General features: G+C 62.9%; 18 protein-coding genes. 6 read left to right on the top strand and 12 right to left on the bottom strand.

The window, feature by feature from the left end; translation table 11 throughout:
* Nucleotides 1-51: 51 nt before the first annotated feature.
* Nucleotides 52-2,739: a bifunctional acetate--CoA ligase family protein/GNAT family N-acetyltransferase gene (locus tag AC6I99_RS09085; RefSeq protein ID WP_497960794.1), complete on the bottom strand. Its 2,688-nt coding sequence runs from the start codon at nt 2,737-2,739 to the stop codon at nt 52-54.
* A gap of 54 nt (nt 2,740-2,793) precedes the next feature.
* Between AC6I99_RS09085 and AC6I99_RS09080 the strand changes: the two genes are divergently transcribed.
* Nucleotides 2,794-5,319, top strand: coding sequence for a DNA gyrase/topoisomerase IV subunit A (locus AC6I99_RS09080; RefSeq protein WP_497960792.1), 2,526 nt, complete (start codon nt 2,794-2,796; stop codon nt 5,317-5,319).
* A 113-nt stretch (nt 5,320-5,432) separates the two neighbouring features.
* Here AC6I99_RS09080 and AC6I99_RS09075 read toward each other — a convergent pair whose 3' ends face one another.
* Nucleotides 5,433-5,816 carry a VOC family protein gene (locus AC6I99_RS09075; protein ID WP_224089609.1) on the bottom strand — a complete coding sequence of 128 codons (384 nt, stop codon included), beginning with the start codon at nt 5,814-5,816 and terminating at the stop codon, nt 5,433-5,435.
* 128 nt (nt 5,817-5,944) lie between these two features.
* Here AC6I99_RS09075 and AC6I99_RS09070 point away from each other — a divergent pair, with 128 nt between their 5' ends.
* On the top strand, nt 5,945-6,463 hold the full coding sequence (locus tag AC6I99_RS09070) for a DinB family protein (protein ID WP_224089607.1): 519 nt from the start codon (nt 5,945-5,947) through the stop codon (nt 6,461-6,463).
* A gap of 10 nt (nt 6,464-6,473) precedes the next feature.
* On the opposite strand, the gene AC6I99_RS09065 is transcribed toward AC6I99_RS09070, so the two are convergent.
* From AC6I99_RS09065 to AC6I99_RS09050, 4 genes are read right to left on the bottom strand one after another with little or no spacing between them, the layout of a single operon-like run.
* Nucleotides 6,474-7,496 (bottom strand): GNAT family N-acetyltransferase, encoded by a 1,023-nt coding sequence (locus AC6I99_RS09065; RefSeq protein ID WP_224089605.1) that lies wholly within the window; start codon nt 7,494-7,496, stop codon nt 6,474-6,476.
* A gap of 9 nt (nt 7,497-7,505) precedes the next feature.
* Complete coding sequence (gene cydD / locus AC6I99_RS09060; protein WP_224089603.1) at nt 7,506-10,937, bottom strand: thiol reductant ABC exporter subunit CydD; 3,432 nt, start codon at nt 10,935-10,937, stop codon at nt 7,506-7,508.
* Nucleotides 10,938-10,944: 7 nt separating this feature from the next.
* On the bottom strand, nt 10,945-12,021 hold the full coding sequence (cydB, locus tag AC6I99_RS09055; protein WP_224089601.1) for a cytochrome d ubiquinol oxidase subunit II: 1,077 nt from the start codon (nt 12,019-12,021) through the stop codon (nt 10,945-10,947).
* A 17-nt stretch (nt 12,022-12,038) separates the two neighbouring features.
* Nucleotides 12,039-13,634 carry a cytochrome ubiquinol oxidase subunit I gene (locus AC6I99_RS09050; RefSeq protein WP_309930661.1) on the bottom strand — a complete coding sequence of 532 codons (1,596 nt, stop codon included), beginning with the start codon at nt 13,632-13,634 and terminating at the stop codon, nt 12,039-12,041.
* 280 nt (nt 13,635-13,914) lie between these two features.
* On the opposite strand from AC6I99_RS09050, the gene AC6I99_RS09045 reads away from it, so the two are divergent.
* Both AC6I99_RS09045 and AC6I99_RS09040 read left to right on the top strand, forming a co-directional pair.
* Nucleotides 13,915-14,301, top strand: coding sequence for a BlaI/MecI/CopY family transcriptional regulator (locus AC6I99_RS09045; RefSeq protein WP_189016115.1), 387 nt, complete (start codon nt 13,915-13,917; stop codon nt 14,299-14,301).
* Nucleotides 14,302-14,306: 5 nt separating this feature from the next.
* Nucleotides 14,307-15,308: a M56 family metallopeptidase gene (locus AC6I99_RS09040; RefSeq protein WP_224089597.1), complete on the top strand. Its 1,002-nt coding sequence runs from the start codon at nt 14,307-14,309 to the stop codon at nt 15,306-15,308.
* A 51-nt stretch (nt 15,309-15,359) separates the two neighbouring features.
* Here the strand turns inward: AC6I99_RS09040 and AC6I99_RS09035 are convergent, their stop codons facing one another.
* The gene (locus tag AC6I99_RS09035) at nt 15,360-15,896 is read right to left on the bottom strand and encodes a Chromate resistance protein ChrB (protein WP_497945373.1); all 537 of its coding nucleotides are present in this window, start codon (nt 15,894-15,896) and stop codon (nt 15,360-15,362) included.
* 34 nt (nt 15,897-15,930) lie between these two features.
* Between AC6I99_RS09035 and AC6I99_RS09030 the strand changes: the two genes are divergently transcribed.
* On the top strand, nt 15,931-17,178 hold the full coding sequence (locus AC6I99_RS09030) for an MFS transporter (protein ID WP_497945374.1): 1,248 nt from the start codon (nt 15,931-15,933) through the stop codon (nt 17,176-17,178).
* Between the two features lie 18 nt (nt 17,179-17,196).
* On the opposite strand, the gene AC6I99_RS09025 is transcribed toward AC6I99_RS09030, so the two are convergent.
* On the bottom strand, nt 17,197-19,305 hold the full coding sequence (locus tag AC6I99_RS09025) for a DNA gyrase/topoisomerase IV subunit B (protein WP_224089593.1): 2,109 nt from the start codon (nt 19,303-19,305) through the stop codon (nt 17,197-17,199).
* 220 nt (nt 19,306-19,525) lie between these two features.
* On the opposite strand from AC6I99_RS09025, the gene AC6I99_RS09020 reads away from it, so the two are divergent.
* The gene (locus AC6I99_RS09020) at nt 19,526-19,747 is read left to right on the top strand and encodes a DUF7455 domain-containing protein (protein WP_021473125.1); all 222 of its coding nucleotides are present in this window, start codon (nt 19,526-19,528) and stop codon (nt 19,745-19,747) included.
* A 208-nt stretch (nt 19,748-19,955) separates the two neighbouring features.
* Here the strand turns inward: AC6I99_RS09020 and AC6I99_RS09015 are convergent, their stop codons facing one another.
* The 4 genes from AC6I99_RS09015 to AC6I99_RS09000 form a co-directional block, all read right to left on the bottom strand.
* Nucleotides 19,956-21,275 (bottom strand): RNA polymerase sigma factor, encoded by a 1,320-nt coding sequence (locus AC6I99_RS09015; RefSeq protein WP_224167079.1) that lies wholly within the window; start codon nt 21,273-21,275, stop codon nt 19,956-19,958.
* A gap of 244 nt (nt 21,276-21,519) precedes the next feature.
* Nucleotides 21,520-22,788 carry a DUF4192 domain-containing protein gene (locus AC6I99_RS09010; protein WP_224089591.1) on the bottom strand — a complete coding sequence of 423 codons (1,269 nt, stop codon included), beginning with the start codon at nt 22,786-22,788 and terminating at the stop codon, nt 21,520-21,522.
* A 118-nt stretch (nt 22,789-22,906) separates the two neighbouring features.
* Complete coding sequence (locus tag AC6I99_RS09005; protein ID WP_224089590.1) at nt 22,907-24,268, bottom strand: MFS transporter; 1,362 nt, start codon at nt 24,266-24,268, stop codon at nt 22,907-22,909.
* A 35-nt stretch (nt 24,269-24,303) separates the two neighbouring features.
* Nucleotides 24,304-25,242, bottom strand: a complete 939-nt coding sequence (locus AC6I99_RS09000; protein WP_224089589.1) for a proteasome assembly chaperone family protein — start codon at nt 25,240-25,242, stop codon at nt 24,304-24,306.
* Nucleotides 25,243-25,358 lie beyond the last annotated feature (116 nt).

The following is a 25,358-nucleotide window of genomic DNA, read 5'->3' as shown; positions in this document are numbered from 1 at the left end:
TCCTAACTGCGTGCCCGGCCACTGGGCCTGTCGCCGGCGTGCAGGAAGCGCCTAGCCGCGCATTGCCCTGCGAGCGCTATCTGTGCGCCTGGCCGCGTTGCCGATCCACACATCGGCACCCAGAATCGTTGCACCTTCAGGGCCTCCGAGCACAGGGTTGAACTCCACCAGGGCAATTCCGGGGTGGTCATCCTTGAGTTTGGCCAGCCTGGCAGCGATGTCCTCAAGGGCAGGAACATCCACTGCGGGGAGCCCCTGATAGCCGAACAGTTTCCTCGACGCCCGCGGTGAGCGGATGAGGTCGTGCAGGTCTGCCGCGGACAACGGTGGGACCCGGTGTGCCCAATCGTCCAGCAGATTCACTGCGTCCCCTGCCAAGCCGAAGGACACCACTGGACCCAGCAAGGGGTCCTCCATTGCGCGGAAGGTGCAGGCCTGGCCTACCGGGGCCATTGCCTGGACTTCGAGGGACGGCGAACCGTAGGGTTCCAGTGCCCGCTTCATTTGCGCGATGTTCTGCAGCAAGGACTCTGCATCCTGGATGTCCAGACGGACGCCGCCCAGGTCCAGGCGGTGCCTCAGGGTGGGGTCGGTGGTCTTCAGAACCACTGGCCAGCCCACGCGTTCGGCTGCTTCAACAGCTTCCTCCGGCGTCCCGAAGCCGATTGTCGGCACCACGGCGATACCGTAGCCGGCGAGTAGTTCCGCGGCAGCACCGGCGTCGAGCTTGCGGAGTTTCTCGCCCGTCACGCCGGTCAGCATCCTGGCCAGTGTTGCCTTGGTCCCTTCGACGTCGCAGCCACCGGGCTCGACGAAAAGACCTTGGTCGCGATCCAGCCATTGGGCGTAGCGGACGATCGCGGCCATGGCACTGACTGCGGCGCCTGCATTGGAATAGCAGGGCAGTAACGGACCATCGGAGCCGCCTACCATTCCTTCCACGGGGATGGAGGGGTCCAGAATGCCTGTGAATACAGCCACCACGGGCTTGCCGGCCTCCGCCGCACACTCGGCCAGGACACCGGCGAGCGCTTCTACCGTGAGTCCGCGTGCAGGCAGGAGTGCGGCCACGATGGCGTTGACGGATTCGTCCGCGAGGCTTGCCTGCAGGCTGGCCCGGAGCGCCGGAAGGGCGATTGACATGCCGGCGTCGAGGTCGACGTCCGTTACCAACCGGTTGACATCCAGCCCAAGGGGCCCGGCACTGTCAGCGACGACTTTCGCCAAGGCGACTGAATTGGAGTAGACAGCCAGGCCGGGGCCTGCGGGCAATGCCTGGGAGGAGACGATCTGGGCGATGTCCATCAATTGCTCAATGGTTCCCACCCTGATGACCCCTGCCTGCCTCATCATTGCGTCCACTGCTGCGGCGGGTGCTTGGGTGGTCCGGACTTCGTGTCCGGGCGGAAGGCGGAGGCCCGTGACGTCGGATTTGGCGACGATGACCGGTTTGCTCCGGGACAACCTGCGGGCAAGCCGGGAGAATTTACGGGGATTCCCGATTGACTCCAGGTAGAGCCCTACGGCGGAAGTATCGGCGTCGTCTTCCCAGTACTGCATGGCGTCGTTGCCCGAGACATCTGCGCGGTTCCCGGCGGAGAGAAATGTGGACAGGCCCAACCGGCGCCGCCTGGCCGCGGCATAGACGGCCACGCCCACGGCCGCTGACTGGCTGAAAAGGCCCAGGCCTCCTCGGGGCGGCATGCTCGGCGCCATGGAGGCGTTGAGGGATACGGCTGGATGGGTGTTCAGTATTCCCAGTGACTCCGGCCCGATAACCCGCATGCCATTGGCCCGGGCGCGCCGCACCAACTCGTGTTGGCGCGCGAGGCCCCTTTCGCCGTCGTCGGCAAATCCGGCGGTTGCCACCACGATGCCCTTGACGCCTGCTGCTGCGCAGTCGTCCACTACTTTGGGCACTTCCTCGTAAGGCACTGCGATGATCGCCAGTTGAACGGGCCCGGGGATTTCCGATAAGCGGGCAAAGGAGATCATGCCGGCGAGCTCGAAGGCCTCCGGGTTCACCGCATAGACCGGGCCCTCAAAGCCACCCTCAATAATGTGTTCCAGGAGTTGGTAGCCTACTGTCCCCCATTTGCGGCTGGCACCGATCACCGCCACCGACGACGGCGCCAGCAGGTCGCGCACGCTGCGGGCCTCTGCGCGGTGTTCGCGGGACTCCATCACCGCCCGCGATTTTTCGGTGGGGTCGATATTGAACTCGACGCTCACAACGCCGTCGTCAAACCCGCGCTTGAGGTCATAGCCGGCATCGGCGAACACCATGAGCATCTTGCGGTTTTCGGGCAGGACCTCGGCGATGAACCGACGAATACCGTTCTCGCGGGCGGCTGCGGCGAGATGCTCCAGGAGGATTGAGCCAATGCCGCGGCCTTGATGGGCGTCCGAAATGTTGAACGCCACCTCGGCTTCGTCGGGGTCCTCCAGCCGGTCGTAGCGGCCCACTCCCATGATTTCGCCACCGATAGTGATGACGAACGCCACCCGGTTCACATGGTCGACTTCAGTGAAGCGCCGCACTTCTTTTCCGGACAGTTTGGGCTTGAAGGAGAAAAACCGCATGTAGATGGAAGCCTGGGATTGACCGGCGTGGAAGGCCTGCAGGGCATCTGCGTCCTGGGGGCGGATGGGGCGGAGATGGGCTGTCCCGCCGTCACGCAGGACGACATCGGCCTCCCAATATTCCGGATAAATGCCGACGCCGGGCTGATCCACCATAGGCTTAGCCTAGCTAAAACATCCGCAGTACATCTTTAAGGATCCACCGACCCCATGGCCCGCAGCCAAACTCCCGCACGCAAAGGCGAGCCTCTCGGCGATTTCACCGAGAACATCGTCGACATCGACGTCACTTCCGAGATGGAGGGCTCCTTCCTGGAGTACGCCTACTCGGTGATCTATTCGCGAGCCCTTCCTGACGCACGTGATGGCCTCAAACCGGTTCAGCGCCGCATCCTCTACATGATGGCGGACATGGGCTTGCGCCCGGACCGGGGCCACGTCAAGAGTGCGCGCGTCGTGGGCGAAGTCATGGGAAAACTCCACCCGCATGGCGATGCCGCGATCTATGACGCCATGGTCCGCATGGCCCAGGACTTTTCCCTGCGCCTGCCGTTGATCGATGGCCACGGCAACTTTGGATCGCTCGACGACGGCCCTGCCGCCCCGCGTTACACCGAGGCGCGCCTGGCAGCGGCTGCGCTGACCATGACGGACCACCTCGACGAAGACGTTGTGGATTTCGTCCCCAACTACGACAACCAGTTGACCCAGCCTGACGTCCTTCCTGCAGCGTTTCCCAACTTGCTGGTCAACGGCACTACGGGCATTGCAGTCGGCATGGCAACGAACATGGCTCCGCACAACCTCGTTGAGGTCATTGCCGCCGCACGCCATCTGATCGCGCATCCGGACGCCACTCTGGATGACATCATGAAGTACGTTCCCGGCCCGGACCTTCCCACGGGTGGCCGCATCGTGGGCCTGGACGGCATCCGCGATGCCTATGCCACGGGCCGCGGTTCCTTCAAGACCCGCGCCAAGGTGGAAGTGGAGCAGCTGTCTGCCCGCCGGACCGGCCTGGTGGTGACCGAGCTGCCTTACATGGTTGGCCCGGAAAAGGTCATCGAAAAGATCAAGGACGCCGTCAACGCCAAGAAGTTGACCGGCATCAGCGACGTCGTGGACCTCACGGACCGCAACCATGGCCTGCGTCTGGTCATTGAGCTGAAGAACGGCTTCAACCCCAACGCCGTCCTTCAGCAGCTGTACCGCTATTCGCCCATGGAAGATTCGTTCGGCATCAACAATGTCACCTTGGTTGACGGCCAGCCGCAGACTCTTGGCCTGCTGCAGCTCCTCCAGGTTTACGTGGACCACCGTCTCAATGTGGTTCGACGTCGGACGGCTTTCCGGTTGGGCAAGAAGAAGGACCGCCTCCACCTGGTGGAAGGCCTGCTGATCGCGATCGTCGATATCGATGAAGTCATCCAGATCATTCGTTCCTCTGATGAAGCTTCCGCAGCCCGTGAGCGGCTGATGTCCATCTATGACCTCACCGAGATCCAGGCCAACTACATCCTGGAACTGCGCCTGCGGCAGCTGACCAAGTACTCCCGCCTTGAATTGGAGAAGGAGCAGGACGAGCTGCGCCGCGAGATCGAAGCCCTGGAGGCCATCCTTGGCTCCGACGAGCTGCTCCGGGACCTCGTTTCGGGTGAGCTGGCCGAAATCGCCACGAAGTACGGTACTCCCCGGCGCACCGTGCTCCTGGAGTCCGAGGCAGTCTCCCCCACTGTCGCCGCAGCCCTTGCCGCTGCTGTACCTGGACCCAAGGGCAAGGCCGCGGCCCTTCCGTTGGAAATCCCGGACGACCCCTGCTGGGCCCTCCTCAGCGTGTCGGGACAGATCGCACGGACAACCAACCAGGAACCGCTGGCGGAGGCTGGTCCGCGGGCGAAGCACGACGTCTTCCGTTCAGCGGTGAAGACCACGGCCCGTGGTGAGATCGGCGCCGTCACTTCCCTGGGCCGGATGTTGCGCCTGCAGGTCATGGATATGCCCGCCTTGCCCCCTGTCGGCGGCCTTCCAAACCTGGCCGGTGGAGTGCCGGCCAAGGACTTCATCACTCTGCTCAAGGGCGAGACGTTGGTTGCGTTGGTTCCGCTGGATGCCATTCTTGCCGTTGGTACCGTGCAGGGCGTAGTGAAGCGTGTTCAGCCGGAGTATCCGCTGAACCGTGAGGACTGGGAAATCATTTCGCTCAAGGACAAGGACACCGTTCTGGCCGTGGAACCCGCGCAGGAGGACGACGTCGAACTCGTCTTCGTGACAAAGCAGGCCCAATTGCTGCGGTTCAGTGCGTCCAACGTGCGTCCGCAGGGACGAACGGCGGGCGGTATGGCGGGGATCAAGCTCGCCGCTGGCGACGAGGTGATTCACTTCGGCACCGTGCGCACCGACGATCCTGCCGCCGTCGTGGTGACCATTGCCGGTACCAACGGCGCCCTGCCAGGCACCGCGCCCGGAACCGCGAAGGTGACGGCTTTCGACGAGTATCCCGCGAAGGGCCGGGCCACCGGCGGCGTCCGCGTCCACCGATTCCTCAAGGGTGAAGACACACTGCTCCTTGCGTGGGCCGGGCACGGACCAGCAAAGGCGTCATCGGCTGCCGGTGTAGCCAGGGCACTGCCCCACGAGCACGGCCGCAGGGACGGCTCCGGCGTGCCGCTGTCCCAGCCGGTTGAGGCGATCGGGCCGAGCATGGCCTGGGACGAAATGGCTGTGTCCACCGAGTAGGCCACCGCCGAAAATAGCGCAGGGAACAACAGCAGGGCCGGCGGTTGCAGACCGCCGGCCCTGCCTGTTGCCCTGGCTTGGCAGGCTGCCCTGTCAGGCCGTGTCCGGCTGGGTTAGCCGTTTTGGTTGATGCTCAGAATGTTTCCCTCTGAGTCCAGGAACCAGGCTGCTGCGGTTCCGTCCGGCATCGTTGCAATGCCGTTTTCAGTCTTCAGGCCTGGGAAATCGTAGTCCTCGAACTTGACACCCTTCCCGCGGAGTTCCTCCATCGTGGCGGCGACGTCACTGACCATCCAGCCCATCTGGGTATTCTTGGCGGTCCCTGCATTGGATGTTTGGTAGATGAAGAATCCGGTCCCGTCTCCGCACCTGTACTGAAGGTTGTCGTCGGCGTCTGGATTTTCTGGTTCGAGTCCGAGTTTCTCGCTGTAGTAAGCGCGGGCCCGGGCAATATCCGATGCCGGAAGAACGGCACCCACTTGCTGATCCTTGAGCATGTTTTTCTCTTTCCGACTCTCTCCCCGGAGCGAACTTTACTCCTGGGCGGCAACGAAGTCAGTGGCAAACAGACGCAGGTTTTAGCCCTTGCCTGAGATTGCCGGCGGAGACCCCTTAGACTGGCGGCATGCCGATCATCCCTGACGAAAAAGACTGGACGTGGGTGCTTTCAAAGCCCTGCCCCGAATGCGGCTTTGACGCCTCCACCGTGACGCCGTCCACGGTCCCGGGCACTGTGCTCAACATGCTTCCGAGGTGGCGCGCCGTTCTGCGCCGCGAGGACGTCGCGGTACGCCCGAATGATCACACGTGGTCGCCCTTGGAATATGCATGCCACGTGCGAGATGTCTTCAGCCTTTTCGATAAGAGGCTGAACCTGATGCTGAGTGATGACAACGCCGAATTTGCCAATTGGGACCAGGACCAAGCGGCCATCGATGGCGAATATGGACGTTCGGACCCCCGCACCGTCGCTGACGAGTTGATCGCGGAAGGGGAGCAGATCGCTGAGTCCTTCGCACGGGTGGTGCAGGATGAATGGCAGCGGACAGGGCGGCGAAGCAACGGTTCTGAATTCACCGTGCTCACGTTCTCGCAGTACTTCCTGCATGATGTTGTCCATCACCTCCACGACGTTGACGGCTAAGCGCGCCTGGCTATAGCGTCTTTTCCCACGTCATGCTCCGGTTCACCGGGCTGTATCCCATGCCGAGGTAGAGTGCCAGGGCCCCTGTCGGATTTGCAGAATCGACGTCCAAGGATGCAACGTCCATCCCGGCGGCGGTGAATCGCCGAAGGGCGTCTGCCAGCAGTGCTTGCGCTATTCCCCGGCCGCGATAAGCCCGCCGGACTCCAAGCAGCTCGGTGTAGCCCTCCTTGAAGCCGCGGACGGCTGCTGAGTCGGGATCATGGCTGGCCAGCTGATATCCAGCCACTTCACCCGTGGCGGCGTCAACCACTACGGCGCTCCAATCAGGCCTTGCCGTGGGTTCCTCAACGGTGAACCGCCAGGTCTCTTCGTCGCGTGGCTCGCTTCCCCAGTGGTCCCTGAAGGCATCGTTGTGGGCCAGGCGGACAGCCTCGTGCAGGGATGGGTCAAACGTGGATAGTTCCAGTCCGGGCTCAAGCGGTGCTGCTGGAGCAGGCATGGAAGCAGGCCCTGACAACGGCCGATGCATTTCGTTGAACCAGCGCACAATGTCATAGCCCCTGGCCCGGAGCAGCGCCGCCTGGTGCGGGTGTTGTTCTTCCGTTTGGATGCGGAGGAGGGGCCGCGCAGTACTGCGCCCTGCTGCGTTGTCGGCGTCAAACCTTCTCCGGGTCTGTGCTTCCTGCCACGCGAGCACAGCCGACCCCACGCCGCGGCGTTGCCAGTCCGGGTCTACGCAGCCCATGCCTGTGGCCTTGTCCCCTTCGGGGTTTTTTGTGATTCTTCCGTACGCGCGGGCAACTCCATCCGCATCGAATCCCAGAAGCGTGTTGGTCCCGGGATCATTTTTGGTTGACTCCAGGACGTGGACAAGGTCGCCACGCTTTTCGAACCAGACGGGATGCTCGACGGCGGCAGTCCGGGCGATCAGGTCCGCCCAGTTGCCGAGGTCCGCAGTTGTGGCAGGCCGCCACTGAAGGCCCGTTTGGCTGGCATCGGGTTGGATCAGGGGTGGAACCTCAGAAGGCATGCCAACAGGCTACTGGGGAGTAGGCACTCTCACCAGCCCAGCCGCGCTGGGGAGCTCCAGCCTGGCATCTGCTGGATCGATGTCCTCCGGGTTGTGCGTCACCAAGACCACCGTGACGTTCCGCAAACCCCGGCGAAGGGTGGCCATCATTTCACGAGCGGCAGCAGCGTCCAGGTGCGCCGTAGGCTCATCCAGCAACAGCACCCGCGCGCCGGTCAGGAGTGTCCTGGCCATGGCGAGGCGCTGCCGCTCACCACCGCTGAGGAATGCCCCGGCTGATCCAATATGCGTGTCGAGCCCGTCGGGCAAAGTCTCCACCAACACGTCAAGCCCCACGTCGCGCAGGGCCTCATGCATTTCCTGTTCGTTGGGCTTCTTCCCTGCGGGCCTCGCCAGGAGGAGATTGCCCCGGATGGTGGAGTCGAAAAGGTGGGCTTCCTGCGGGCACCACGCCGCCGTCCCCGTGAGCAGGGCCCTGCCTTCCTTCACGGGAAGGAAGCCAAGGAGGACGGAAAGCAGCGTCGATTTGCCGGCTCCCGACGGGCCAGTGACTGCCAGCCATCGCCCCGGCGCTGCCTCAGCGGTAACCCTTGAGAACACCGTGGGGCCACCGGGCCATGCAGCCGCAATTCCGTTCAACTCCAGCCCCGCCTTGCCATCGCGGTCAGGCAAAGGGTGCGTACCGGCGTCGTGATCTGCGTTGTCCGCATCGGCGGAGGCGGACAACGCCCCGGTAGCTGCTACGCGACCCAGGATGTCTGCGAGAGCAGGGCCTTGGCGGACGGCGGAAACGGTTGCGGAAAAAGGCTCCACGAGGGCCAGTTGCATGAGTACGATCACGGCAACCAAGGCAGGAGCGGCGGAGCCATCCTGAACGGATTCAGCGCCCAGGAGCGCCGCCCACAGGGCGGCGAGCGAGCAGGCGAGGACGGTGACGGCCTGGCCGAGACCTTCGGCCCAGGCAGAACGTTGCGCCGAAACAGTAGCGGCACGGTCCTTGTCGCTGAGTGCGGTCAGGATGCGTCCGGCCACGTCGTTGGCGGTTAGTTCGGCGCGGGCATCGAGGGCGGCCGCAACACCGCGGAGCACCACCGAGCGCAGCTGTTGCTCTGCCTTGGCAGCGTTCCGGTCAGCAAGTACGGCAAGGAGCGGCGCAACAATGAGTCCCACCAAGGTGGCAGAGGCAACGGCGGGCACGGCAACGGGCAACACCATGGCAGTTGCAGTGATGGCCGCAGCGCCTACGCCCAAGGCAGTTAACGGAGGGAGGGCGACCCTTGGGAGGAGGTCCCTGAGTGTGTCAACGTCGTCCACGATCGAGCCCAGGACGTTGCCGCCCTGCAAAAGCCGGCGAAGTGAGAGTGCACGGCGGCTCAGCGTGGCCCAGAGCGCCCCGCGCAGGCGTGTCATCGCAGCAAAGATGGCGTCGTGGGTCAGGAGCCGCTCGCAGTAGCGAAGGACGGCCCTGCCGATGCCGAAGAAACGCACACCAACGATCGCTCCCAAGAGGTAGAGGATGGGTGGCTGTTCGCTGGCCCGGATGATGAGCCAGCCGGACAGGCCGGAAAGGGCAACTGCGAAGAGTGCGGCGAGGACTCCGACCACGCCCGCCGCGGCGAACTTGGCCTGGACCGGCCGGAGGACCAGCGCGAGGCGTTGCACGTTGGGAAGCCATCCCTGGTTCACGGATGTGTGGAGGGCCGCGTTCTGCGCTTCCGGATTGGGTGCGTTCGCCCCGGCTTTGACAGCAAGGGCGGACTGGTAGGCGGGGGTTGAAACGACGGTGGCGGTAGAGGCAGCACTTGGTTCCGCCACGGCGGCGGGCCGCTTCGCTGCAGGTAAGTGCTCCACCCGGACTACATGGTTGGCGAGCGCCCTGGTGCCGGAGTCGTGTGCTATCAGGAGTACGGTGGCAGAGCCTCGAAGGGACGTGATGGCCGAGCGGACAACGCTGGCTGAGTAGTGGTCCAAATGTGCGGTGGGCTCGTCCAGGAGCAGCACGGTGGCACCGGACTCGAGCCGGGCCAGACCCCGCGCAAGAGCCACACGGCGCAACTCCCCCGGGCTGAGCTCGGCAGGGTGCTTGGCGGCGAGGTGGTCAGCCGAGACTCTCCGCAGGATGTTGACTACAGTATCCGCTGTCCCTTCCCCGCCAAGGTACAGCTCCATTTCCTCCTGCACGGTGTCGGCCACCATCACAGGGTGTTGCGGTACCCAGGCCACGGTACCCGTTGATACGCCAGTTACGGTGCCGGTCACGGATGCGCCGGGGCCAGGCCCGATAAGGCCCGCCAGGACACCCAGGATTGTGCTTTTTCCGGCGCCGCTCTCTCCGTCCAGCGCCGTAACGGAGCCTGCCGGGGCGGTAAAGCCCAAACGTTCGACGGCGGGTGCGGACCGTCCGGTGTAGGTCACCGTGAGGCCTGCGACCACAATGTCAGCCAGCCCGGCCCGGTAGGCCTGGTTCTCGGTAAGTAGCTCGGTATCGGTAAGACGATGGTGCGTGGGCGCCTTCAATACGGTGTTGGCAGTTTCCAAGGCTGCCCTGCCGTCATCGCTGGCATGGTGGGCGGTACCGAGTTCACGCAGGGGCAAGTAGCAGTCAGGAGCAAGGATCAGTGCCAGAAGCCCGGCTTCCAGGGCCATGTCTCCGGCAACCAGCCGCACGCCGATGAAGACCGCTACGACAGCCACCGAGATGGTTGCTATGAGTTCCAGGGCAAGGGCGGAGAGGAATGCCGTCCGGAGCGTGACCATGGTTCGGCTGCGGTATTGCTCGGAAATGTCCTCAAGTGCTGCGCGTTGCTCGCTGGCCCGTCCCAAACCCACCAGCACAGGCAGGCCTTTGGCAAGTTCAAGGATGTGCCCGGACAATCTGCGCAGCGTGGTTTGGGCGTCCCTGACGCTATCTTCCGTGTGGCGGCCTATCAGGATCATGAACAGCGGCACCAAGGGAACGGTCAATACGATGACCACGGCGCTTACCCAGTCGGCAAACAGTATCCGGGCACCGATGAGCAGCGGAACGGTGGCGCAGTTCACCAGGGCCGGCAGGTATTGGGTGTAGTAGTCATCCAGTGCGTCCAGGCCCCGTGTGGCGAGGATAGCCAGCCCGCCGTCGTTCGTGCCCTCAACCGCCGTTGTACCGCCCTCGGCCAGTGAGCGTTTGAGGAGCTGCGCCCGCAGTTCCTCCTTGACCCCCAGCGCGGCACGCCGCGACGCAACGCCCTGGCCCCAGACAGCCAGGGACCGCAGCACCGCGCCGACGGCGCCCCACACCAGCCCGCTGGCCCAATCGGACGGACTTCCGGCCAACCCGGCCAGCGCACCCGCCACAGCCTGCGCCATGAGAACCAGCGAAAGTGCCTTGAGGGCTGAGAGCAGGCCTATTCCGTAGAGGGCGGATCGAGTGGCCGGGCCGGAGGGGAACACGGGCTTCATGGCGCGGCTATGCTCCCGGGTTGGAAGGGCCGGTGTTTTCCTTGGCAACCAGCACCTTGGCGGCGATGGCCGGAAGGAAACCGTGGGCTTGGGGAATGTGCGCTGCGCTGACACGGCGCCGGAACACCCAGTATGTCCAGGCCTGGTAGGCGATAACCAAGGGAAGGCCGACCGCCGCCACGATGCTCATCAGGCCCAGCGTGTAGTCGGAGGAGGAAGCATTGGAAATAGTCAGGCTGAACGCGGGATCCATGGTTGAGGGGATAACCACCGGGAACGCGGCCCCGAAGATCGATGCCGTGGCGCACAGCACGAAAGCTCCGATCGCGGCGAACGCCCGGCCCTCGGAACCGTTGCGGGCCCACTGCCATGCCAAAACAACTGCCGCGACTCCTGCCACCACAATGACCCAGGTCCAGGCTTTGCCGCTCAGGAACTGCACTGCGACCATCCAGGCGAGCATGGGCAGGACGGCAACCGGCACCAGCCGCACAAACCAGCGGCGGGCACGCAGCCGCACCTCGCCGTCGGTCTTCAACGCCAGGAAGGCCAGGGCATGAACCAAGGCGAACGCGACAACACCGAAACCGCCCAGGAGTGCGTAACCGCTGAACCAGGCGAACGGTCCACCGCTTCGGTCCCCGTTGGCGTCCAGCGGCAGCCCCGTGGTGGTGAGCGCCAGCGCTGCGCCGATGCCAAAGGCGGCCACGAAGGATCCAACAGCGATTGCCCAGTCCCACGTGGTGCGCCAGCGTTCAGTGTCCACCTTGCCCCGGTATTCGAAGGCGACTGCCCTGAAGATCAACGCCACCAGGACGCACAGGAGCGGTAGGTAGAGCGCCGAGAACAAGGAGGCGTACCAGAGGGGGAAAGCTGCGAACGTGGCTCCGGCTGCTGTGAGAAGCCAAACCTCGTTGCCGTCCCAGACAGGGCCGATGGTATTGAGCAGTACGCGCCTGTCCGTGTTGTTACGCGCAAACAGCTTCATGAGCATGCCAACCCCGAGGTCAAAGCCCTCAAGGAAGAGATAGCCGGTCCACAGCACTGCGATGGCCACGAACCAGATGGTTGGCAACAATTCCATTGTCTATTCCTCTGTTTCTAGTAGGCGAACGCCAGGACGTCGTCGGCTTTGTCGGGGCCGGGTGCGCCGTCGTCGTTCTTGTCGCGGGGCTGCTTCTCCTGGCCGTGCGCAAGTTCGGGCATGGCTGAGGCAACACCACCACGGACGTACTTGACCAGGAGCTTGACTTCCACCACCAGCAGGACGGCGTAGATTGCGGTCAGGACAACCAGGGAGGTCATGAGCTCGCCGGCACTGACACCGGGTGAAACGGCAGCGGCGGTGAACATGAAGACCTGGTCAATGCCGTTCATGTCAGGGTTTGGGGCTACGACGAAGGGTTGCCTGCCCATCTCCGTGAAGATCCAGCCGGCGGCGTTGGCCCCGAACGGTGCCAGGATTCCGAAGACGGCAAGGCGCATGAGCCACTTTGACCCAGGGACGACGCCCTTGCGGGTGACCCACAGGGCTATCAACGCGGCCAAGGCGGCGACGCCCCCGAAGCCGATCATCATCCGGAAGCCCCAGTAGGTGACCTCCATGACGGGCACGTACTGGATTTCCTGGCCGGCGCGGTCGCCGTACAGCGGGTTGTCCGGCAAGTGCGTGCCGTACTTCTCCTTGTACTCCCCAAGCAGGCTGTTCACGCCCTTCACCTCGGTGGTGAAGTCGCCCTTGGCGAGGAAGGAAAGGATCCCGGGCACTTCGATGACCGCCACGATGTCGTCGCAGTTCTTGGCACCCAGGTTGCCGACGCTCAGTACGGAAAAACCGGTGCCATCGTGGCACGCTGCCTCCGCTGCAGCCATTTTCATGGGCTGCTGTTCGAACATGAGCTTGCCTTGCAGGTCTCCCGTGAGGGCGGTGCCGGCAAAGGAGATCATCGCCACCACGGCGCCGATCCGGAGGGAACGCATCCATACGGTGTAGTCGCCCTTGTCGCGGCCCGGGATGTCGGCCTCGCCTGCGACCAGCCGGCCGTCCGCGCCAACCACGTCAATGCCGTCATGGCGGCGGCGCCACAGGTGATACCAGGCGATGCCGAGCAGGAAGGCGCCGGCAACACCAAGGGCACCGAAGAGGGTGTGCGGCACGGCAACCAATGCAGTGTTGTTGGTGAAGACCGCCCAGGCGTCCGTCATGACGGGCCGGCCGTCCACCATCTCAACGCCCACCGGGTGCTGCATCCACGAATTGGCCACGATGATGAAGTAGGCGGAGAAGACAGAACCAATCACGGCAATCCATAGGCATGCCAGGTGGACACCGCGCTTCAGTTGCTTCCAGCCAAAGATCCAAAGCCCAAGGAAGGTGGACTCGACGAAGAAGGCGAGGAGGGCTTCGAGGGCAAGCGGTGCACCAAAGACATCGCCAACGAACCGGCTGTATTCGCTCCAGGCCATGCCGAATTGGAATTCCTGAACGATGCCGGTTGCCACACCCATGATGAAGTTGATGAGGAAGAGCTTGCCCCAGAACTTGGTCATCCGGAGATACTCCGGCTTTCCCGTGCGGTACCACAGGGTCTGGATCACGGCCACCACCAGGCCGAGGCCGATAGTAAGGGGAACCATCATGAAGTGGTAGACGGTGGTGATCCCGAATTGCCAGCGTGCGATTTCCAAGGCGTCCATGGCTGTCCTTTGTCCGGCGGCCCGAAGTGCGGTGTACTTACTTCTACATTGTGTAGAAATCTATTCTTCTACACAGTGTAGAACAAATAGCCCAGCCACATGCCCATTCTTCAAGTGGCGTTACGCACCTGCAAGGGTGAATCGGCATCCGCGGCGCGCCGATAGTTCTACCTCACGTAGAATGAAGGGCTGAAAAGCGGTAGATTTATTGTGGAATGTTGGATCATCGCTCCCGGGTTGCGGCTTATGCCACCGGGACGCGGAAGGTAGGGACGTATTGATGGCGAGTCTTGGGGAACTGGAACGGGCAGTGATGGACCTGCTCTGGGCGGGCCAAGAGGCTGCAACTGCCAACACTCTGCGTGATCTTCTCGCGCAGGACTCCGAAGCCGGCGACGGCACAGCAGGACACCAGGGCAAAGACCTGGCAGTGACCACAGTCCTGACCGTGCTCTCCAGGCTGGAGAAGAAGGGCTTGGTGGAACGCGAACGCGGAACCCGGCCGCACCGTTACCAGGCTGTTTCGAGCCGCGCTGACCACACTGCGGAACTGATGCACGAAGTCCTTGGCTCGGCTCCCGACCGCGAAGCGGTCCTGGCCCGCTTCATTGGCTCCGTCTCCGAAAGTGAAGCCGCTACCCTGCGCAAACTGCTCGGCTACAATTAGCCAGTATGTTCTGGACCTCATACTTCCTGGCGGTCCTGGCATTGATACTGGCGTGGCCGGTACCCGTTCTTCTCTCGCGGGCGCAATGGCCTGCCCGGTCCCCTTTCACGGCCATGGTCCTGTGGCAGGCGATTGCCCTCGCGGGTGGTTTGTCCATGATCGGCGCCATGCTCGTCTACGGACTGGAACCGATCGGCGACAACCTGATCGCGGGGCTCAGGAGCCTGGCGGGAATGGTTTTCAACAACGAGCCAACCACCGCGCTTGGCTTCTGGCACCTTTTTGCCCTCTCCGCGGCCGCACTCCTGACGGCGCACTTGGTGTTCACGCTGCTTTTGACTTACTACAAGATTGAACGGCAACGCAGGCGACACCGCGAACTGCTCACGCTTCTGGCATCGCCCTCCGACGACGGCCCTGGCACCGTAGTGATCAACCACGACTCCCCTGTGGCTTACTGCCTGCCCGGCGGCGCACGTTCGGTGACAGTCTTGTCCGACGGCCTCATGGCTGCACTGGAACCTGCAGAACTGCGGGCGGTGCTCATCCATGAAAACGCCCACCTGTCGCAGCGTCACGATCTCCTGCTCTGGGCGTTCGCTGCATGGCGGCAGGCACTCCCCTGGTTCCCCACCACACGGCTTGCTCAAACAGCCGTGAACTCCCTGATCGAAATGCTGGCGGACGACGTCGCGCTCAGGACCGAAAGCAAAGGCACGCTGATCAAGGCCATCGCCATAGTCTCCAGCGGGTCCTCAACGCCAGAGCCGGGCGGCCATTCACTCAGCCCGCGGGCGCTCAGCGGCGGGGGCGCCGTCGTCGAGGGCGGCAGCATCAGCGCCACCGGCGGGGCAGATTCACCGCGCACGACGGCGTCACGCGTCAGCCGCCTGCTCTCACCACAGCCCCCACTCGCCACCGCTCTTCGCGCCCTGGTCCTGGCCACCTCAGCCTTGCTCCTCGCCGTGCCCACAGGGCTCCTCATTGTCCCCGGGTTGCTCGGCTAGAATCCCTTGGCTTGGCTAAGGCCGAAAGTTGCCCGTGGAACGTGCTGATCCTTAGGGAAGAGTGGCGTCATAGACCAAGGACGAATACTCCTCCAAAGCGGTCACGCAGTAAGCCAGGCGCTCTGAAGCTTCACTGGCTTGCGGGAGTCGTAATACATCCCTGGATTTCAACCCGCGATACCAACGCCGCAAGCGCTCCAGGCTCTGTTCTTCCTCCTCCAGCTCTGCGAATGTGAACTTCTTCCGCGAAATCTCCTTGGCTATCTCCTGCTCAAACTTCGCGCAATCCGCCATGAATTCCGCCCACTCCTCGGCGCGGGCCGTCTCGAACGCCGCCCGGAAGGTGTCCGCGCCATCTCGAGGCGAAGCATCTATCAAGGTCCACTTGCCCTCGCTTTTGGCAACAAGGGAACGGGCCTTGGCCAGGCCGGCGTCAAAAGCGGGGTGGGCCGGAACCAGCCATGTTCCGGGGGACAACGGAACCGCCCCCGTCCGCCGAAGCTCCCGCCACACGGCAACACGGTGCTTGGAGGGTTGCGATGGCACGTGGACCAGGATCAGCAACCATCCCAATTCGTCATCAGTCACAAGATTGAATGTAGCAGCTGTTACATTGAGAAGCGTGAACGACCACAAGTCACGCTTGAGTGCAGACATCTCCCCGAGCCGCCGATGGCCCCTCTATGCGGCCGGCTTCACCACCGCATTTGGAGCCCACGCAGTAGCCGCCGGACTTGGCGCCGAAAGCGCGGACATCGGCTTGAGCCTGCTTGGCCTGGGCATCCTGTTGGCCCTGTACGACATCGCGGAAATCTTCCTCAAACCGGTGTTTGGGGCTGTCAGCGACCGCATCGGGCCCAAACCGGTGATCATCGGAGGGCTCCTTGCCTTCTCCGGTGCGTCCCTGATCGGACTGTGGGCCGATGAACCGTTCATGCTGGCCGCAGCGCGTCTTGGCCAAGGCATGGCTGCCTCGGCATTCTCGCCGGCATCTTCTGCCGGCGTTGCCAGGCTGGCAGGCAAACACACCGGGCGCTACTTTGGCCGTTACGGCTCATGGAAAGGTCTTGGCTACGCGATCGGTCCCCTTTTGGGAGCTGTCGCGATCATCGCAGGCGGATTCAGCCTGCTCTTCCTCATCCTCTCCTTGTTGGGCTTGGCAGTAGCCGTCTGGGCGGCCATTTCGGTGCCGCGACTGGCTCCCCTGCCCCGGCCCAGGTACACCATCGTTGATGTCTGGAAGCAAAGTACCGAGCGATCATTCCTTGGACCTACCGTGGTGCTGGCTGCGTCGACCGGCGCCTTGGGCGCGGCAGTGGGCTTCCTCCCTGCGCTGGCGGCAAGGGAAGGGATGGGCACCGCCGGCAGTGTCGCCGTCGTTACGGTATTGGCCGTGGCGTCATCCCTCGTCCAGCCAAGGATCGGACGATTGCGGGATCGCGGAGTCCTGGCAGACCGGCCCGGCATGGTGGCCGGTTTGCTGGCCATAGTCCTTGGCGTACTCATCGCGGGCCTTCTTCCCGCGGCATTGGCCATGGACGGCGCCGTTTCCATCTATCGCGCCGTGCCGATCTACTGTGCTGCCATTTTTATCGGCTTGGGAATTGGCGTTGCCACCCCACTGGCCTTCGCGCACCTGGCCGATGCGACTCCCGCCGAACGCCTCGGCCGCACGATGGGTTCAGCTGAACTTGGCCGGGAGCTTGGCGACGCCGGCGGGCCATTGTTGGTGGGCGGGGTTGCCGTAGCGGCGGGTCTCCCGTGGGGCCTGGGAGCACTGGCCCTGGCCGTAGGAGCAGCGGCCTTTGCTGCACCAGCTTCCGCGGCTTCCGGCTCCGTCACGAAGCCAGGCCGGAAACCGCGGGTCTGAACGCTATTACGCAGTCTCCTAGGCGTCGATGCGTTCCCGGTCCAGGGTCGCTGCCCCTGCGATGATGAATTCCTTGCGGGGCGCGACGTCCGAGCCCATGAGGAGATCGAAAACCTCTTCGGCACGCTGGGCGCTGTCGATGCCGACCTTCCGAAGGGTACGGTGACGCGGGTCCATGGTGGTCTCGGCGAGCTGCTGTGCATCCATTTCGCCCAGGCCCTTGTAACGCTGGATGGGCTCCTTGTAGCGCTTGCCTTCCTTGGCCAGGTTGGCCAGGAGAACATGCAATTCTGCCTCGGAGTACGTATAGATCATCTCGTTGGCCTTCTGCCCCGGGTTGATGACCTCCACGCGGTGCAGGGGCGGAACTGCCGCGAACACCCGGCCCGCCTCGACCATGGGCCGCATGTAGCGGAAGAAGAGCGTCAGCAGCAGCGTGCGGATGTGCGCGCCGTCGACGTCGGCATCTGTCATCAGGATGACCTTGCCGTAACGCGCCGCATCGAGGTCGAAACTCCGGCCTGAGCCTGCGCCGACAACCTGGATGAGTGCAGCACATTCTGCGTTGGAGAGCATGTCCCCTACCGACGCCTTCTGGACATTAAGGATCTTGCCCCGGATAGGAAGCAGGGCCTGGAAATCCGAAGACCGGGCCAGCTTGGCGGTACCGAGGGCGGAATCACCCTCAACGATGAAGAGCTCGGATCGCGCCACATCATCAGTACGGCAGTCGGCAAGCTTGGTGGGCATCGAGGAGGTTTCCAGTGCGTTCTTCCGGCGCTGGGTCTCCTTGTGCACCCTGGCCGAAATGCGCGACTTCATCTCCGCAACGATCTTTTCCAGCAACAACGCCGACTGCGCTTTGTCATTGCGGTTGGCCGAGGACAACCTGCTGGAAATTTCCTGCTCGACCACCTTTGCGACGATGGCGCGAACAGCGGACGTGCCAAGGATTTCCTTGGTCTGGCCTTCGAACTGTGGCTCGGCCAAGCGGACGGTGAGCACAGCGGTCAGGCCGGCCAGGACGTCGTCTTTCTCGATTTTGTCGTTGCCTGCCTTCAGCTTCCTGGCATTAGTTTCCACGGCCTTGCGGAAGGTTTTCAGCAGGGCTGCCTCGAAGCCCGCCTGGTGCGTGCCACCCTTGGGCGTGGCGATGATGTTGACGAAGCTGCGCATCGTGGTCTCGTAACCGATCCCCCAGCGCAAGGCGATATCGACTTCGCAATCGCGTTCAACTTCGGCGATCTTGCTGTGCCCGTTTTCGTCCAGGACCGGGACGGTTTCCTTGAACTTCCCAGAACCGTGGAGACGCCACACGTCGGTGACTCCGGAGTCGGCCGCGAGGAACTCCACGAATTCCGAAATACCGCCGTCGTGGTGGAAGACTTCCTCGTGCACACCGTTCTCGCCAGGGGTGCCCGCGAGCTTGCGCTCGTCGCGGACAGTGATCTTCAACCCGGGGACCAGGAACGACGTCTGGCGTGCGCGCGAGGCGAGGTCATCGTAAGAGAATCTGGCGTCCGGCGTGAAGATCTGGCGGTCGGCCCAGTAACGCACCCTGGTGCCGGTGACCCCGCGTTTGGCCTTGCCAACCACGTCCAATACAGAGTCTTCAACGAAAGGCTCGAAGGGCGCGTTGGGGCTGGGCTTGGCGCCGGCATCAATGAAACGTCCCGGCTCGCCACGGCGGAAGGACATCTGGTACGTCTTGCTGCCGCGGTCGACCTGGACATCCAGCCGGCTGGACAGCGCGTTGACCACGGAGGCGCCCACACCATGGAGGCCACCGGAGGCGGTGTAAGAACCGCCGCCGAACTTGCCGCCTGCGTGCAGCTTCGTGAAGACAACCTCGACGCCGGAAAGTCCCGTCTTCGGTTCGACGTCAACAGGGATGCCCCTGCCGTCGTCATGGATTTCGACCGAATTATCCGCATGCAGGATGACTTTGATGTCATGGCCGAAGCCCGCCAGTGCCTCATCAACAGCGTTGTCGATGATCTCCCACAGGCAGTGCATAAGGCCACGGGAGTCGGTGGAACCGATGTACATGCCCGGGCGCTTGCGAACGGCCTCCAGGCCCTCCAGGACAGATAGATGCCGGGCGTTGTATTCAGAACTCGGTGCCACTCGCGGTGTGCTCCTTCGGGGTATATCTCAAGGCAAACACTGCCCATCTTAGGCTAGTCGCGGTCCCCCATCGGCACCGGTTGCCACTCCCGGAAACCGGCATTCTACTTCGTTACGTTACGCACATGTGATACGCGGACAGCGAAAGTGATCCATCCTTGCCATGGTTCTGCTCCGAATACTGGTTATATGGATGTACAGAACTACTAAGGAGGCCGACATGACAACAGCAGTTGCAGACCGCACACTGAACGCAGCTGACCGATGCGATCGTTGCGGGGCTCAAGCATATGTCCGCGTTGTACTCGAGTCCTCCGGCGGTGAGCTGCTGTTTTGCGGCCACCACGCACGCGCAGTTGAGGCCACGCTCCGGCCCCTGACCTCCGACTGGCACGACGAGACCGAGCGCCTCAACGAGAAGGCACCCGTCCCGGTCGATTAGACAGGACTGGCGGTAAGGCCGGACACTATCCAGCCACATCACTTCGAGCAAGAACAGGGCTCCTCCCATCCGGGAGGGGCCCTGTTTCGTTTGAAGCCATTGATCCGCATTAGTGACAAAGTGCCCGAAACAGCATTGGCCCGGTCGGATACTCCGACCGGGCCAATACCGTTGTCAGTGGACCTCTTTAGTCCACCAGGACCTCTTTTTAGTCCAGGTAGTCCCGCAGGACCTGCGAGCGGGACGGGTGCCGCAGCTTGGACATGGTCTTGGATTCGATCTGGCGGATGCGCTCACGGGTAACGCCGTAGACCTTGCCGATTTCGTCTAAAGTCTTAGGCTGGCCATCGGTCAAGCCAAAGCGCATTGCTACGACTCCGGCCTCACGCTCGGACAGGGTGTCCAGAACCGAGTGCAACTGCTCCTGGAGGAGCGTAAAGCTCACGGCATCAGCCGGGACAACAGCTTCAGAGTCCTCGATGAGGTCACCGAACTCGGAGTCGCCATCCTCTCCCAGCGGCGTGTGGAGCGAAATCGGTTCACGGCCGTACTTCTGGACCTCCACGACCTTCTCAGGCGTCATGTCCAGCTCCAGCGCCAATTCTTCCGGCGTAGGTTCACGGCCCAGGTCCTGAAGCATCTGCCGCTGGACACGGGCGAGCTTGTTGATGACTTCCACCATGTGCACCGGGATGCGGATGGTGCGGGCCTGGTCAGCCATGGCGCGTGTAATGGCCTGGCGGATCCACCACGTTGCGTACGTGGAGAATTTGAAGCCCTTGGTGTAGTCGAACTTCTCCACGGCGCGGATGAGGCCCAGGTTGCCTTCCTGGATGAGGTCCAGGAAGAGCATGCCACGGCCGGTGTAGCGTTTGGCCAAGGAAACAACGAGGCGAAGGTTGGCTTCGAGCAGGTGGTTCTTGGCCCGCTTGCCATCGTGGATAACGAATTCAAGTTCACGCTTGAGCTTCGGGTCCATGGAACCGTCGTCGGCGTTGATCTTTTCTTCGGCAAACAGGCCGGCTTCGATGCGAAGCGCCAGATCGACTTCCTGTTCAGCATTCAGCAGGGCGACCTTACCGATTTGCTTCAGGTAGTCCTTTACGGGGTCAGCCGTGGCACCGGCCGACATGACCTGCTGGACAGGGGCGTCGTCGTCATCGGCGTCCGAGTAGACGAATCCGGATCCGGAGGGCGCTGCCTTGTCCTTGCCGGTTCCGGCGCCGTCCTCGACATCGTCGTCTCCGACTTCAACTTCCTCAGCTGCTGCGGGATCGAAATCTTCGTCCTCGACAACCACTTCTTCGGCGTCGGCCTCGGGGTCCGAAGACTGGTTCGCGGCTTCGGCCGCGGCCTTGGCGCCGGGCTTGGGTCCACGCTTCTTTGGTGCCGGCTTGTCAGAGGTGTCCTCTGAGGCCTTGGTGGCAACACGTGTCGCCGCACGCTTTGCCGAAGTGGCCGCCTTGTTTTCCTCAGCGGACAGTTCGGCCTGGGCGGCGGGTTCCTTCTCGACGGAAGACGGGGTCACAGAAAACCTTTCTAGCGGCGGTCTGTGGAATCACCATGCGGGCAACACCACTATGACCCTGTCAAGTCCGCGATCAATTTCAAATGCGATCGCCGTCTGCAGAGTCACTATGTACAACTGCCAACGACACCGTAATGTTCCCGGATTCCGGGCTCATTACAGGCATTCAAACGCGGACCCAACCGGGTCTCGGCATCCATTGTCTCACGGTTTTATGAATCCCACGCTTGATGAAGCGTAATGGCTACCGAAGGGATCCTTTGTAGGTTCCCCATGCGGACTCTGGACGGCTTGCCCAAGCGCAGATGCTTCCTTGCCCGAGAACCTCGTCCAGCAATTCGGCGAGCCTGTAGCCAGGGCTGGCCGAATTGGCGCGCGTCAGGCAGGCGTGTGCGACGGATCCACTGCCCTTGCACCAGGCAATCCAGCCTTGCAGGGTCAAGGCAGCAGCAGCTACGTCCCCCATTTCTCCCTGGACACACAAGTACGACAGGACGCGGTGCAGGGCATCAAGCTGCCCCCAGTCAGGAACAGCTGGTTCAACACCTAGAAGGACGTCTGCGTAAGCAAAGATGCTGAGCACCCCTTTTGCTTCATAGGCCTTGCCAGCCCCTTCCCGGGTGTCCGTCGGCGGCAATGCCAGCTCTCCGGCGTCGAAAGGAAGTGGGTCGGAATCATCGTTCCTGCTGCATAATCCGAACGCTGCTGCCCCGGCCTTCGCGGAACCGATGCCAGCAGCCGCCATGATCATTACGGCGTCCCGCCATCCGGGGACGCCGAGGGTCGACCTGAGGAAACCCGCGAGTTGCGGGGTTGGCAAATCTGCCGGTTCACTGTCGGGATGGATCCGGGCGTCATCCAGCACCTGGCTCCACACCTCCAGTACGGCATCAAGGCATTTCCCACTTCGCCAGGACGTCCTCATGCGCTGTGCAAAATCCGATTCGGCTTCCGACACTGCGGGGTCCAGGGCACCGGGACGTCCGGGAACGGGTGGATTTTGCCTGCTCCTCGGAGAAGCCCCGATGGTGCTGCCTCGATAGACCATCTCTGCACTGAGCCGGCTGTTCCTGATGCGTTCTATCGGCAGGCCCGGCACCGGGCAGCACTCCTGGTCGGCGCAGAATGCGCCGCGCCAATACTCAGGACCAACCAACCACGCATCCCGGACAGGCAAATCAGCGTGGTCAAGTGTTTCGTGAAGTTCAGCCAGCAGCGGGAGTGTTCTGTGGACAACCATGCCGTCGTCCCAACCGTCGTCGGTGTAAAGGGCAAGCACCACGCCGTCGGCAAGGGTGTCCGACGCCAGGTAACGACGTACATGCTCCGCAAAGGCAGCAAGCACGCGGCCCGAAGCCCGGGCCGGCAGGTCGACGCGGAGAGCGGCCCCGAGCGTATTCCCCTGCATCGTGATAGCCACAAGGCTGTCCTCGGGCCAATAGCCCAACAAATGCGGGATGTAACCCAGGATGTCCTCTGGTTGATGGATGCTCAGCGTCTCTTTGGTGGTCATGGTTCAAGCTTGGGCAACGCCAATGGTTGAAAACAGGGACCATCACGCTTATGTGGATAAAGGTGGCCACATCCGGGCAAACACAAAGCTGCCCCGTACCGTAGTTTGGTCCTTGCCGTTATGCCTTGTTTCCTTCATCCGGCTGTGCACGGGCGGCACGCCGGCGCTCAATCCTTTCGCGGCGCTGCCGGGCCAGGGTTGCAGCCAACGGGGGCACATGGACGCCCTGCTCGGCCATCTGCAAGCGCACCTTCCGGCGGGTCAGCATAATGAGGACCGTCCCGATGCCCAGCAGGACAAACTGGACGCTGAGGGCTACACGGAAGGGATCAAGGCCGTACAAATCCCCGCCTGAGAATCCGCTCGCGTTCAGGACGTCCAGGACCAGGCCAATGAGGTAGATCGCCACCAAGGCAGCGATGAACCCACCCACGTTGACGATCCCTGTCGCGGTACCAATACGGTGGGAAGGATTGAAGGTCCGCGCGAAGTCGAAGCCAATCATGGAGCCCGGGCCGCCAACTGCCAACACCACCACCAGGATCACGAGGAGCCACAGCGGCGCCCGGTCAGGAAGGATGAGGACTGCCGCCCAAGCCAGCGCAGTGGACGCCGTGATCAGCAGGACCATAGCTGAGCGGCGCATTGGGTGTTTGGAGACGAACCGCCCAAATCCAGGCCCCGAGACGATGGCGGTTGCTACGAACAAAGCCATCAAAGCTGAGACCGTTCCCGCATCAAGTCCCTGGGCGGAGAGAAGGAACGGATAACCCCATGTCATCGCAAAGAGGTTGCCACTGAACTGGACGGTGAAATGGCTCCACAAGCCAAGCCGGGTGCCTGGCTGCTTCCAAGCGCGGGAAAGGGAAACTCCGGTAGCCCGAAGACCCTGCCCGGTTTCCCGCGGCGGATGACCGGGAGGCTGGTCCCGCAACAGCACGAGGACCAGGATGACAGCCAGCACGGACATCGCCGCAAGTGACATGAATGCCGGCGTCCAGCCGGCAGAGTGTAGAAGCAAGGCGAAAGGCACCACGCTGAAGAGCTGGCCCAACTGCCCGCACATTCCGGTCAGCTGGGTAACCACGGGGACCCTGGCCGGACTGAACCACAAGGGAACCAGACGGATGACGGAGATGAATGTCATAGCGTCCCCGGCTCCCACAAGGACACGCCCCAAAACACCTCCAGGGATGCTGTCGGCGAAAGCGAGCTGCAATTGCCCCAGTCCCATCAGGATGGCACCGCCGGCAATCATGACCCGTGATCCAAACCTGTCCACCAGGACGCCTACCGGAATTTGCAAGCCGGCGTAGACAAGCAACTGCAATACGGTGAAAAAGGAGATGGCCGAAGCACTGGCATGGAAGCGTTCTGTTGCTTCCAAACCCGCGACACCAAATGAGGTTCGCTGTGCTACGGCCACCAGATAGGCAAAGACGCCGATCGTCCAGATGAGCCAGGCGCGGGGAGCAGTCACTCCTCAATTATGCCCGCCAACGGTTCAAAGCTGATTTATTGAGGCGAGTCTTTACGCGCCAGGTATGCCTCCACTGCCGCCCCGATGTCCTCCGCGTTGGGCAGTTCGTCGTTCTCATCGGCGAGCAGCGAACGCCGGACGATGCCCTCGGATTTCTCGTCGTACCGGGCCTCCAGGTTGGCGACGACAGCCTGCACTTCCTCCGAGGCTTCAATCTGTTCCGCAATCTGGCGGCCTACTTCCCTGCCGGCCTCCCGGAGCCGGTCAGTGGGAAGCATCAGGGAGGTTGCCGCCCCGAGGTACTCCAGCCCCGCCACCGCCGCTGGAGGATATTCGGCCTCGGCGAGGTAGTGGGGCACGTGAATGACGTAACCAGCCACATGGCGTTCGGCCTCGGTGAGCCGGAGTTCGAGGATATGGCCAATGGCGGCCGGAACTTCGACCGTTGGCTTCCAACTCGAAATGCCTTCGATAAGTTCGGGCCGGTTGCCGTGGACGGTGACTCCCACTGGCCGCGTATGCGGTACGGGCATGGGAATGGAATGAATCCACGTGACCAGGTTGACGTCGAGCTTCTCCACGATTCCGACGACGGCACGGGAGAACCGCTCCCACTGCAAGTCGGGTTCGAAACCGGCGAGCAGGAGGAACGGTTGGCCCAGCCCGTCGGCGAGCTTGTAGAGCGCCAGCTTGGGTGCCTGATAGTCCTGCAAATGGTCTTCGACGAAGCTGATGTGGGGACGCCGCGAGCGGTAGTCGATGAGCTGGTCGGCGTCGAACATGGCTACCACTTCAGCGTCGAGCTGGTCCAGGAGTTCCGCGTTGATCTGCCTGACCACATGACCGGCATCGGCAAAGCCCGTGAAACCCATGACCATATTCAGCCCCCGCAGTTCCGGGCTGTGGAATATCTCGATGTTGCTCGCGTAGAGCGCCTCGGGGTCCAGGAGGGAGCCGGATATCCGTTCAAACACGGCATGTTCCTTTCGCAGTGGCAAAGTTCGGTGCCCCCATGCGCCACTGGTCATGGCGTCGCTGACTCCATGAATGTGGTGTGGGGACTCTGTGTCTCTTTGTACAACGCTGCACC

The organism is Arthrobacter sp. TmtSoilC77, from assembly GCF_059739415.1.
This window is presented reverse-complemented; position numbering and strand designations above follow the sequence as displayed.